This is a genomic window from Streptomyces sp. NPDC002754, from assembly GCF_053592315.1.
This window is the reverse complement of the sequence record NZ_JBSFVM010000007.1, coordinates 335073-346544: the sequence shown is the minus strand read 5'-3', so window position 1 is coordinate 346544 and position 11472 is coordinate 335073. Positions and strand designations below refer to the sequence as shown.

The 11472-nt window shown below is 70.5% G+C and carries 9 protein-coding genes; 6 read left to right on the top strand and 3 right to left on the bottom strand.

What is annotated here, in order from left to right:
- The first annotated feature begins 202 nt into the window (after window positions 1–202).
- Both ACWD2L_RS18670 and ACWD2L_RS18665 read left to right on the top strand, forming a co-directional pair.
- Window positions 203–706 carry a DUF6069 family protein gene (locus ACWD2L_RS18670; protein ID WP_351331740.1) on the top strand — a complete coding sequence of 168 codons (504 nt, stop codon included), beginning with the start codon at window positions 203–205 and terminating at the stop codon, window positions 704–706.
- 244 nt (window positions 707–950) lie between these two features.
- Complete coding sequence (locus tag ACWD2L_RS18665) at window positions 951–2117, top strand: alanine--tRNA ligase-related protein (RefSeq protein ID WP_351331739.1); 1167 nt, start codon at window positions 951–953, stop codon at window positions 2115–2117.
- Between the two features lie 65 nt (window positions 2118–2182).
- On the opposite strand, the gene ACWD2L_RS18660 is transcribed toward ACWD2L_RS18665, so the two are convergent.
- Window positions 2183–2632 carry an Lrp/AsnC family transcriptional regulator gene (locus ACWD2L_RS18660; RefSeq protein WP_351331737.1) on the bottom strand — a complete coding sequence of 150 codons (450 nt, stop codon included), beginning with the start codon at window positions 2630–2632 and terminating at the stop codon, window positions 2183–2185.
- A 143-nt stretch (window positions 2633–2775) separates the two neighbouring features.
- Here ACWD2L_RS18660 and ACWD2L_RS18655 point away from each other — a divergent pair, with 143 nt between their 5' ends.
- On the top strand, window positions 2776–3804 hold the full coding sequence (locus ACWD2L_RS18655) for an asparaginase (protein WP_351331735.1): 1029 nt from the start codon (window positions 2776–2778) through the stop codon (window positions 3802–3804).
- 15 nt (window positions 3805–3819) lie between these two features.
- Here ACWD2L_RS18655 and ACWD2L_RS18650 read toward each other — a convergent pair whose 3' ends face one another.
- Together ACWD2L_RS18650 and ACWD2L_RS18645 are read right to left on the bottom strand one after the other, a co-directional pair.
- Window positions 3820–5142 carry a radical SAM protein gene (locus ACWD2L_RS18650; RefSeq protein WP_351331733.1) on the bottom strand — a complete coding sequence of 441 codons (1323 nt, stop codon included), beginning with the start codon at window positions 5140–5142 and terminating at the stop codon, window positions 3820–3822.
- A 77-nt stretch (window positions 5143–5219) separates the two neighbouring features.
- Complete coding sequence (locus tag ACWD2L_RS18645; RefSeq protein WP_351331731.1) at window positions 5220–5858, bottom strand: pyridoxamine 5'-phosphate oxidase family protein; 639 nt, start codon at window positions 5856–5858, stop codon at window positions 5220–5222.
- A gap of 144 nt (window positions 5859–6002) precedes the next feature.
- On the opposite strand from ACWD2L_RS18645, the gene ACWD2L_RS18640 reads away from it, so the two are divergent.
- The 3 genes from ACWD2L_RS18640 (at window position 6003) to ACWD2L_RS18630 (ending at window position 11441) form a co-directional block, all read left to right on the top strand.
- A complete protein-coding gene (locus tag ACWD2L_RS18640; protein ID WP_351331729.1) occupies window positions 6003–7253 on the top strand; it encodes an FAD-binding protein in 1251 nt (416 codons plus the stop codon).
- A 106-nt stretch (window positions 7254–7359) separates the two neighbouring features.
- On the top strand, window positions 7360–8610 hold the full coding sequence (locus ACWD2L_RS18635; protein ID WP_351331727.1) for an ROK family transcriptional regulator: 1251 nt from the start codon (window positions 7360–7362) through the stop codon (window positions 8608–8610).
- 14 nt (window positions 8611–8624) lie between these two features.
- Window positions 8625–11441, top strand: coding sequence for a glycoside hydrolase family 2 TIM barrel-domain containing protein (locus ACWD2L_RS18630; RefSeq protein ID WP_351331725.1), 2817 nt, complete (start codon window positions 8625–8627; stop codon window positions 11439–11441).
- Window positions 11442–11472 lie beyond the last annotated feature (31 nt).

Genomic DNA, 11472 nt, shown 5'->3' with positions numbered 1-11472 from the left:
CCTGGTAGTCCACCTCGATGTCCGAGATGGCCGTCAGGCAGCGCGGGCACCAGTTTATAGCCCCTGCGGCGATTGAGCAGCGGGGTCCGGGGCGGAGCCCCGTGGCGTGACCCATGTGCAGCGGTGACATGCGAGGGCCCAGAGCGCGGGTGATACTGCATCAAAACCGACATGGCGCGCCCACCGATCGGAAAGCCTCCTCGTGGAACCACGGAACTCGCCCTACGGACAGCAGACCTACGGGCAGCCCTACGGCCAACCCGAACCCCCCTACCAACCCGAACCACAGCCCCGACTCGACGCCGGAAAGCTGTGGGCGGGCGGAGTGATGACCGCCGTGATCGCCGCCCTCACGGCGGTGGTCGCCCTCCTCCTCGTACGAGGCGTGCTCGACGTCCCGGTGTTCGCGCCGGAGGGCGACGGCTTGATGGGCAACGCGACCACCGGAGCGCTCGCGGGCGGCGCCGCGGTGGCGGCGCTCGTCGCGACCGCGCTCCTCAACCTGCTGATCGTGGCGACGCCGCGGCCCGAGCGCTTCTTCGCCTGGATCATCGGCCTCGCGACCGCGGTCATGGTGCTGCTTCCGTTCACGACGGGTCTGACGTGGCAGGCGAAGCTGGGCACTGCCGGGGTGTACCTCGTGATCGGCATCGCCATCGGTTCCCTGCTGTCCTCGGTGGCGCGGGGCGCGGTGCGGCGCTACTGACGCGGGCCCCGGAAAACTCCTGGCCCGGACCGGACGGCCGCGCTACCCTCGGCTTCATGAACGTCATGCGTCGAAGCCTCACCACCGCGACCGCGCGAGCGACCAGCTCGCCGGTTGCCGCCGCCTGACGTACCCACCTCATCCACCGGCGACCGGAAACGGCCGCCGGTTTTCTGTTGCCCCAACGCGCTCCGTCCGGCCGCTTCCGGTGCCTCTCGCCCGCATCACGCGAAGGAGACACCCCATGCGCACCGACGACGTCGTCCGCACGTTCACCGAGTTCTACGAGGACCGCGGCCACCGCAGCGTCACCGGCTCGACGCTGTTGTCGCCGCCCGGCGACCCGGTCCTGTTCACCACCTCCGGAATGCACCCGCTCACCCCGTACTTGGAGGGCCGCCCCCATCCGCTGGGCCGACGGCTCGTCAACGTACAGCGGTGCCTGCGGACCACGGACCTGGAGGAGGTCGGCGACCCCACGCATCTGACGGTCTTCGAGATGCTCGGCACCTGGTCGCTCGGCGACTACGAGGGGCCGCGGAGCCTGGAGTGGGGGTACGAGCTGCTCACCGAGGGCTTCGGCATCGATCCGCGGATGCTGTACGTGACCGTGTTCGGCGGCGACGGGCAGACCGGGCCCGACACCGGTTCGCGGGAGGTGTGGGAGCGGCGCGGAGTCCCCGTCGAGGAGACCGTCGAGGACAACTGGTGGGACAACGGGCCGACCGGGCCGTGCGGTCCGGACTCGGAGATCTTCCTGTGGACCGGTGACACCCCGCCGGAGTCGAGCCCGACCAAGGACGAACGCTGGGTGGAAGTGTGGAACCACGTGACGATGCGTTACCGGCGCCTGGACGACGGCTCGTTGGTGCCACTCCCCCAGCGCAACGTCGACACCGGGCTCGGCCTGGAGCGGCTGTCCTCGCTGTTGCAGGGGAAGCCGTCGGTCTTCGAGTGCGACGTCTTCGATCCGTGGCGGCGGCTGCTGCCGGGCCTGTGGCCGCTGGACGAGCCGTCGTTCCGGGTGGTCGGCGACCATCTGCGCTCGTCCGTCGTGGTCGTCGGCGACGGGGTGCGGCCGTCGAACACCGGGCGCGGGTACGTGCTGCGCCGGCTGATCCGGCGGGTGCTGACCGTGCTGCGCCGCGAGGACCCGACCCGCACGCTCGGGGACCTGCCGGTCGAGCTGATCCGGCACACCCTGGACCACTTCCGCCAGGACCTCGACCCCTCCGACGTACGTCAGGTGCTGCTCGACGAGGAGCTGCGCTTCGACCGGCTCCTGGAGCGCGGCAGGAAGGTGCTGTCGCGGCCGCGGTTCTCGGGCCCGCTGAACGAAGACGACCTGCGGTACCTGCACGACACGCATGGGTTGCCACGGGAACTGGTGTTGGGCCTGCGGGGGCGGTAGGCGCCACTGCCGGGGCTCCGCCCCGGACCCCGCTCCTCAATCGCCGGCGGGGCTTGAAACACCCGCTACACCGGCAGCCCCTTCGGCTCCTTGATGCGCTTCATGATGATCTGCGAGTTCACCTCGGTGACCCCGTCGAGCGCGGTGAGCCGCTCGATCCACAGCCGTTCGTACGCGGCGAGGTCGGCGACCGCGATGCGCAGCATGCAGCCGGGGCTGCCGAAGAGCCGGTAGGCCTCTATGACGTCGGGGATGTCCTGGAGCGCGTGCTCGAACGCCTCGACGGAGGCGCGGTCGCGGCGCACCTCGATGGAGACGAGGACCTCGAAGCCGCGGCCGACGGCGGCCGGGTCGACGATCGCGCGGTAGCCCTGGATGACGCCGTCCTTCTCCAGCTGCCGCACGCGGCGCATGCACGGGGACGGGCTGAGGCCGACGCGTGCCGCCAGATCCTGATTGCTCAGGCGGCCGTCCTCCTGGAGCTCGCGCAAGATATGCAGGTCGATCCGGTCCATGGCGCAATCATGCACCACACTTTCCGCAATCAACGGCCAGGATTCGCAATCCGATTGCGCAGATCACGATTTATCCTTGCTGTAGATCGAACATACGCTCCCCACGCGCGCGGGAGCGCCGACTCTTCCGCGAGGCAGGTTCCATGGCACGCATCACCCTCATCAGCACCGGCGGCACCATCGCGAGCCGCTGGCAGGGCACCGGCTACGCCGCCGACGCCGGCGGGGACACGGTGCTGGCGTCGGCCGCGCTGCCGGAGGGTGTCGAGGTGAACGTCGTCGACCTGTTCAACGTGAACAGCTCGCGGATGACGACGGAGCTCCAGCTGACGCTGCTGCGCACGGTGCGCGAGGTGCTCGCCGACCCGGCCGTCGACGGCATCGTGGTCACGCACGGCACGGACACCCTGGAGGAGTCCGCGTTCCTGCTCGACCTGCACCACGACGACCCGCGCCCGGTCGTCTTCACCGGCGCCCAGAAGCCGCTCGGCCAGGCCGAGGGGGACGGCCCGGGGAACATGTACGACGCGCTCCAACTCGCCGCGAACGGCCGTGACCTGGGCGTCCTCATCGCCTTCGACGGAAAGGTGCACGCGGCACGCGGCACCGTGAAGACGCAGACCCTCGCGGCCGACGCCTTCGCCGACCCGTCCGCCGGACCGCTCGGCCGGCTCGGCTTCGGCCGCGTCGACCTGCGCCACAAGCCGAACCGCCCGGCCCCGCTGCCTCAGCCGGAGTCAGGAGCGGCGATACCGCGCGTCGACATCGTCATGCACCACAGCGACGCCGACGCCACGCTCTTCGAGGCGGCCGTCGCCGCGGGCGCGCGCGGCATCGTGCTGGTGGCCACGGGCGCGGGGAACGCGACGCCGGAGCTGGTCGACGCGGTGTCCTCGGCCGTACGCCGCGGAGTCCTCGTCGCCGTGTCTACGCGCGTATCCGCGGGCCCGCTCGCCGAGATCTACACGGGTGGCGGCGCCGTCGACCTGGTCGCCGCGGGCGCCGTGCTCAGCGGCACGCTGCGCGCGGGCCAGACCCGGATCGCCGTCCTGGCCGCGCTGCTCGCGGAGGTCTCCCCCGCCGCCCGTCCCGACCTGCTCAGCCGCCTGATCGACGCGCCGGGCGCACTGCCCGCCGGCACCGAGGCATCCGGCGAGCAGGCGGCCGCATAGGGCCCTTGCGGCGGATCAGAACTCCACGGCTTCTTCGTTGGGCGCGAGGCTGTCCATGAACGAGCTGACCGAGAACACGGCCCGGCCCGCGCCCGCCGGACCGTATCCGGGGGGCGAGGAGAGCCCGTGCTCGTCCATGGCGTTGCGGTACGCGTCGAGCAGCCGGATGTGGTACTCCAGCGGCGCGCCGTCCGGGTTCTCCTTGCCGAGCGGCGTCGTCGGCTCGGGGCACCACGTGGTGAAGCGCGGCGTGATGCCGTTCGACATGAAGAAGTTCAGGCCCTCCGTGGTGGAGGCGATGGCCTCGTCGACCGTCTTGAAGCCGAACGGCTCGGCCATCTCGACACCCGCCACGAAATTCGGGATGACGTTGCGCGCGCCGAAGACCTCGCGCGAGTCGAGGATCCGCTTGTGCCACTCGTCGCGGCCGACGTAGCGCTCCTTGCCGGGGCAGTACATCTTGAACAGGTACTCGTCCCACACCTCGAAGTTGGGGTGGTAGATCTGCACGCCGTAGTCCTTGAAGCGCTGCACATCGTCCTTGGGCAGCGCCTGCGCGACGACCTTGCCGATCCAGCGGCCCGGGAAGTACTCCTCGATGGCCTTGGCGTACCGCCCGTAGAAGTCCGCCTCGTCCAGGCCCTGGACCTTCGACGTGATCGCGCCGCCGGTCAGCGTGTACGCGGTCGACGTCTTCCCGGTGTCGTACTTGTTGATGATCTCGAGGGCCTCGAGGACCTCGTCGACATCCTTCACACCCGTGTACGGACGGCCCGCCGCCTTGTGCTGGCGCCAGTTGTGGTTGATGTCGCAGTACTGGCACTCCTCCTTGGCGCCGAAGTACTGGCAGACCCGGAACGCGGTCAGGTAGATCAGGTAGCCCCACTGGATCGTCGGGGCCACCTCCATGACCGACTTCCCGTTGGAGAGCTTGTGCCGGTAGTACTCCGGCATCGGCGGCACGCCCACGTCGGAGATCCGCTTGCCGTCGAGGTACAGGCCGAGCATGCCGTCCTCGTTCGACGCCACGCGGTACGGCGACTTCGGGTTCACGCGGACCGAGACGACCGTGCGGCGCAGGTCGTAGGGGCCACCGGTGAGGACGATCTCCTCGGGCGGGCGGCGCAGCGCGGCCTCGCCCAGCTCGGGCAGCGTGCCGTGGTCGAAGGAGAAGATGAAGTACGACTTCGGCTTGACCTCGCCGTCCTCGTTGTCACTCAGCGCGGACGCGTCGAAGGCGACACCGCCGCGCAGCAGGTCCTCCTTGAAGACCGCTTCCTTCGGAACGTGCGGGAAGCGCTCCATCAGGTCCTCTACCAGCGCCGTACGGCTCTGCATCCCGTTACTCCTCGACCCTCTGCTGTGCTGCGTCTTCTACGGTTTCTCGACTCCTCACGGTACGCCCCGGCCGCCGGTCAACCTTGCCGGGTCCCCGCTCGGGCCACGATGTGGGCGGGCGCGGTGATGCCGATGGGCAGCAGTGGATCGGCCGTGGGAGCGCCCCAGCGGGCGTTCAGCGGCAGGGTCCCGGCCCAGTGACCGAGCTCGGCGTCGGCCGACGCTCCGTCGTCGGGGGCGCCGGACCGGATCTTCACGGACGCCTCTTCGAGGGAGAGCGCGAGGATCGTGGTGGCGGCGAGCTCCTCGCGGTTCGGCTGCCGCGCGTACGTCCACTGGCCGGGGGTCGCGTGCTCGGTGAGCCGCCGGAGCCCCTCCAGCTTCTCGCCCTCGTCGGTGATCAGGCGCGGCACACCGTGCACCATGACGCTGCGGTAGTTCACCCCGTGCTCGAAGACGGAGCGGGCGAGGACAAGCCCGTCGACGTGGGTCACCGTCACGCACACCGCCGCCTCCGGGTCGGCCGCGAGGCTGCGGCCGGCCACGGTCCCGTGCACGTACAGCCACCGCTCGTCACGCCCGTAGACGGTCGGTACGACGACGGGGGCACCGTCGACCATGACACCGAGATGGCAGACGAAGCCCGCGTCGAGGATGGCCTCCAGGTCGGCGCGGTGGGTCAGCGGGAGGGTGCGGTGGTCGTCGGTCTGCGTCATGCGCAGGCACGGTACGCCAATCAAGCCCCTGCGGCGATTGAGCAGCGGGGTCCGGGGCGGAGCCCCGTGACGTCAACGAGAACTCAGGGGCTTGATTGCCGTGGTCCAATTCTCGGCAATCGTCACTCTGCGAAAGGCAGTCCCGTGTCAGCGATTACCAATTGGGCTCGCAACATCACCTTCGGCGCGGAACGGCTGTACCGGCCCGACACCGTCGACGAGTTGCGGGAAGTCGTCGGCAAGAGCGAGCACATACGGGTGCTCGGCAGCGGGCACTCGTTCAACCGGATCGCCGACGTGGACGTGGAGCGCGGCGGCGTGTTCGTTTCGCTGGGTGCGCTGCCGAGCCTGATCGACGTCGACACCGCGGAGCGCACCGTGCGGGTCGGCGGCGGCGTGCGGTACGCCGAACTGGCCGCCGCGCTGCACGCGCACGGGCTCGCGCTGCCCAACATGGCCTCGCTGCCGCACATTTCCGTTGCCGGTTCGGTGGCCACCGGCACGCACGGTTCGGGCAACGGCAACCGGTCGCTGGCCGAGGCCGTGCGGGCCGTGGATATCCTGACCGGGGACGGGGAGCTGGTCACGCTCGCGCGCGGGGACGCCGGTTTCGAGGGGGCGGTCGTCTCGCTCGGTGCGCTGGGCGTGGTGCTGTCGTTGACGCTGGACGTGGAGCCCTCCTTCGATGTATCGCAGCACGTTTTTCGTGAACTCCCCTTCCAGGGGCTCGACTTCGAGGCCGTGTCGGCCGCCGCGTACAGCGTCAGCCTGTTCACCGACTGGCGTGGGCCGCGCTTCGACCAGGTGTGGGTGAAGCGGCGGATGCCGGACGCGCTGGACTTCCCGTGGGCCGAGTCCGCCGCCGAGGCGCGGCATCCGGTGCCGGGGATGTCCGCCGTGCACTGCACCGAGCAGTTCGGGGTGCCCGGGCCCTGGCACGAGCGACTGCCGCATTTCCGGGCCGAGTTCACGCCCAGCAGCGGCGACGAGTTGCAGTCCGAGTATCTGCTGCCGCGCGAGCACGCCGTGGCCGCGCTTGCCGCCATCGACGCGGTGCGCGAGCGGATCGCAGACGTGGTCCAGGTCTGCGAGGTGCGCACGGTCGCCGCGGACACGCAGTGGCTGAGCCCCGCGTACGGCCGGGACACCGTCGCGTTCCACTTCACGTGGGTCGCGGACACGGAGCGGGTGCTCCCGGTCGTCTCCCTGGTGGAGGACCGACTGCGGGAGTTCGGGGCGCGGCCGCACTGGGGGAAGGTGTTCACGGCCGACCCGGCGCGCGTCGCCGGCCGGTATCCGCGGGCGGCGGACTTCGTGGCGCTGGCCGAACGCCTCGATCCGGAGGGGAAGTTCAGCAACGCGTTCGTGCGGAGGCTGCTGCCGCGCGGCGCGTGAGGGTGACGTGTGGGGGTAGCGCGTGGGGGTAGCACGTGGGGCGACTTCGTAAAGCCCTTTCTCCAACCCCTTGTCGAAGTCCGTCAGGCGCTCCTAGCCTGACGGCATGAAGCGCACGTCCCGCGACATACGGACGGCGAACCGGTACGAGGTGCTGCGCCGCTGCCTCGACCGGCCCGCTGTCTCCCGGCAGGAGTTGGCCGCGGAGACGGGCCTCAGCTCGGCGACCGTCGCCACGCTCGTCGGCGAGCTGCTCGACCTGGGGATCCTGGTCACGGACGGTTTCGTGGACTCGGCGGGCGGGCGGCCGCGCGGCCTCGTCTCCGTCGACGCGGGCCACGGCTCGCTCGTCGGCGTGGACGTCGCGGAGACGTATGTGCACGCCGAGCTGTTCGACCTGAACCTGCGCGTCGTCGCCTGCTCCGACCGCCAACTGCGGCCCGGCGCACACGAACCCGGGCATGTGGTCGCCGTGATCGCGGACGCGGTCCGGTCCGTGCTCGACGCCGACACCGACACCGGCGGGCCCGTGCTCGGCGTCGGCGTCTGCATGCCGGGGCTCGTCGACCGGCAGGGCGGCATCAGCGTGTACGCCCCGAACTGGGGCTGGCACGGGGCGGTGCCGCTGCGGGAGCTGCTGGCGGAGCATCTCGACGTACCCCTGTACCTGGACAATCCGCTGCGCGCCTCCACCGTCGCCGAGCTGTGGTTCGGGGCGGCGCGCGGGCGGGACGACGCGGTCGTCGTCAACCTCGGCACGGGCGTCGGTGCGGGGCTCGCGCTCGGCGGGGAGCTGCATCGGGGTGTCACCAACAGTGCGGGCGAGTGGGGACACACCACGCTCGTGCTCGACGGTCGGCCGTGCCACTGCGGTGGCCGGGGGTGTGTGGAGGCGTACGTGGGGGCGCCCGGCATCATGCGCAACTTGCGGGAGCTGCACCCGGGTTCGCCGCTCCTCCACGCGGACGACCAGACCGCCACGATCTCTGCCATCGGGCGGGCCGCGGCGGAGGGCTCCGCCGCGGCGCTGGATGTGGTGCGGGAGACCGCGCGGTATCTCGGTGCGGCGGTCGCCGATCTCGTCAATCTGCTCAATCCCGAGGTTGTGGTGCTCAGTAGTTGGGTCGCGGGGGCGCTTGGCGGTCCCCTTCTGGAGGAGGTTCGGGGGGCGGCGGCGCGGGGTTCGCTCGCGGGGCCGTTCGCTGCCGCGGAGATTGTTCTTTCGCCCATTCCTACGGATCCGGTGAGTTTGGGCGCGGCCACGTTTGCGCTGGAGGGCGTGTTGGGCCGTGCCGGGGTTGACGCCGCGGGGCTCCGCCCCGGACCCCGCGGGCTCTCGTACGAAAGACGGGCTTGATTTTAAGGAGACTCATGTCCATCGCTTACGTAACCGACCCCTCTCCCGGCCACGGGGCGCTCCCGCCCCGCGCCTGGTACGCCGAGTCGTCTGCCAACTCGTTGTCTCTCAATGGTGATTGGGGATTTCGGCTGGCGGCGCGGGCCGATGCGTACGACGAGTCCTTCGTCTCGCCGGGGTACGACGCCGAAAGGTGGAGCGGCGTCAGGGTGCCCGGGCATTGGGTGATGCAGGGGCACGGGGCGCCCGTCTACACGAACGTGCTGTACCCGTTCCCCATCGACCCGCCGCGCGTTCCCGACGAGAACCCGACCGGGGATCACCTGCGCGTCTTCGATCTGCCCGGCGACTGGCCCGACGACGGCTCGGCCGTGGTCCGCTTCGACGGGGTCGAGTCCTGCGCGAAGGTGTGGCTGAACGGGACGGAGCTCGGCGAGTTCAAGGGGAGCCGGCTGCCGCACGAGTTCGAGGTCGGCCACCTCCTCGCCCCCACCGGCAACGTGCTCGCGGTCCGCGTGCACCAGTGGTCCGCGGGCTCCTACCTGGAGGACCAGGACCAGTGGTGGCTGCCCGGCATCTTCCGCGACGTGACCCTTCTGCACCGCCCCGCCGGAGGCGTCGGGGACTTCTTCACGCACGCCTCGTACGACCACACCACCGGTCGCGGGACACTCCGCGTCGACAGCGACGTGGCGGGGCGGATCACCGTGCCGGAGCTGGGTGTTGATGTGACCACCGGTGAGTCGGTGACCGTCGCCGTCGAGCCGTGGACTGCCGAGACTCCTCGCCTGTACGACGGCGAACTCGCGACGGCCGGTGAGCGGGTGCCGCTGCGGATCGGCTTCCGTACGGTGGAGCTGTCCGACGGGCTGATCAGGGTCAACGGCACGCCGATCCTCTTCAAGGGCGTCAACCGACACGAGTGGCACCCCGAACACGGCCGCGCACTCGACCTCGAAACCATGCGCCACGACGTCGAGTTGATGAAGTCCCACCACATCAACGCCGTCCGCACCTCCCACTACCCGCCGCACCCGGCCTTCCTCGCCCTGTGCGACGAGTACGGGCTGTGGGTCATCGACGAGTGCGACCTGGAGACCCACGGGTTCGCCGAACAGGGCTGGCGGGACAACCCGGTCGATGACGAGCGCTGGACTCCGGCGCTGCTCGATCGCGCCGCCCGCATGGTCGAGCGCGACAAGAATCATCCGTCCGTCGTGATGTGGTCGCTCGGCAATGAGGCCGGCACCGGGCGCGGGCTCACCGCCATGGCCGAATGGATCCACGCGCGCGACCCGGAGCGCCTCGTCCACTACGAGGGCGACATCAACTGCCGTGACACCGACGTCTATTCACGCATGTACGCCGACCATGCCGAGGTCGAGCTGATCGGCCGGGGTCTCGACGGCGGACCCGAGAGGCGCCGCGCGCTCCCCTTCATCCAGTGCGAGTACGCGCACGCCATGGGCAACGGTCCCGGCGGACTCGCCGACTACCAGCGGCTGTTCGAGAAGCACGACCGGCTGCAGGGCGCATTCGTGTGGGAGTGGATCGACCACGGGATCGCCGACGAGCGGTACGGGTACGCGTACGGCGGTGACTTCGGCGAGGAGCTGCACGACGGGAACTTCGTCTGCGACGGGCTGCTGTTCCCGGACCGGACGCCGTCGCCGGGGCTCATCGAGTTCAAGAAGGTGATCGAGCCGGTCCGGATCACCGTCGACGGGGACGCCGGAACCGTGCGCGTCACCAACCGCTACGACTTCCGCGACCTGTCCCACCTGGCTTTCGACTGGGCGTACGAGGTGGAGGGCGAGGCCGTGCAGCGCGGCACGCTCACCGTGCCCCCGCTCGCCCCCGGCGAGTCCGCGGACGTGAAGCTGCCGGCTCCGGCCGGGGACGACGGGTACTGGACGGTCCGGGCGCTGGACGGCGACGGCCGGGAGGTGGTGTGGGGTCAGAACAATGTCGCAGTTATACGTAACACTGCGACATTTTTCGGAGGGCACACCTCGTCGGCCGACGGTGTGATGACGCTCGGCCCCGCCACCTTCGACGCCCGCACCGGGGACCTCCGCACCATCGGCCACGTCACCCTCGCCTCCGCTCCCCGCCTCGACGTGTGGCGCGCCCCGACGGACAACGACGACGGTGCGAGCTGGCAGAACGACGAGCGGCTCGGCCTGCTGTGGCGGACGTTCGGCCTGCACCGCATGCAACACCGTGTCGACGGCGTCGAGTTGAACGACGACTCACTGCTGGTCCGCACGCGGGTCGGCCCGGCGAGCCGGGACATCAGCCTGCGGGCGACCTACCACTGGACGGCGGACGACGAGCGCCTACGGCTCACCGTGTCCGTCACACCCGAGGGCGACTGGCGACTCCCACTGCCCCGGCTCGGCATCCAACTCGGGCTCCCCGTCGGCGACTTGAGTGTGCGCTGGTTCGGCGGCGGCCCCGGTGAGGCCTACCCGGACACGCGCGAGGCGGCGCGGCTCGGCCGCTGGGAGTCGACCGTTGACGCCCTGCACACCCCGTACGTGCGCCCGCAGGAGAACGGGGCGCGGGTCGGCGTCCGCTGGGCGGAGCTCGGCGGCCTGCGCATCGAGGGCGAACCCGAGTACGCGCTCACGGCCCGCCGCTGGACGACGCAGCAGCTCGACGCGGCCACGCACCGCACCGACCTGACCCCCGGCGACACCCTGTGGATCCACCTCGACCACGCACAACAGGGCATCGGCACGCAATCGTGCGGCCCCGGCGTCCTCCCCCAGTACCGACTGACACCCGAACCGACCACATTCACGTTCACCTTCAGCCAGTTGAGGTAGCCGGCCATGTCGGCCGGGACGGCGGTCCCAT

What these genes read in the sequence shown, in the direction of transcription:
- ACWD2L_RS18635 (WP_351331727.1), top strand. Translation starts at nt 7,360, where the DNA reads ATGAAGCGCACGTCCCGCGACATACGGACGGCGAACCGGTACGAGGTG.
- ACWD2L_RS18665 (WP_351331739.1), top strand. Translation starts at nt 951, where the DNA reads ATGCGCACCGACGACGTCGTCCGCACGTTCACCGAGTTCTACGAGGAC.
- ACWD2L_RS18650 (WP_351331733.1), bottom strand. Translation starts at nt 5,142, where the DNA reads ATGCAGAGCCGTACGGCGCTGGTAGAGGACCTGATGGAGCGCTTCCCG.
- ACWD2L_RS18660 (WP_351331737.1), bottom strand. Translation starts at nt 2,632, where the DNA reads ATGGACCGGATCGACCTGCATATCTTGCGCGAGCTCCAGGAGGACGGC.
- ACWD2L_RS18630 (WP_351331725.1), top strand. Translation starts at nt 8,625, where the DNA reads ATGTCCATCGCTTACGTAACCGACCCCTCTCCCGGCCACGGGGCGCTC.
- ACWD2L_RS18655 (WP_351331735.1), top strand. Translation starts at nt 2,776, where the DNA reads ATGGCACGCATCACCCTCATCAGCACCGGCGGCACCATCGCGAGCCGC.
- ACWD2L_RS18645 (WP_351331731.1), bottom strand. Translation starts at nt 5,858, where the DNA reads ATGACGCAGACCGACGACCACCGCACCCTCCCGCTGACCCACCGCGCC.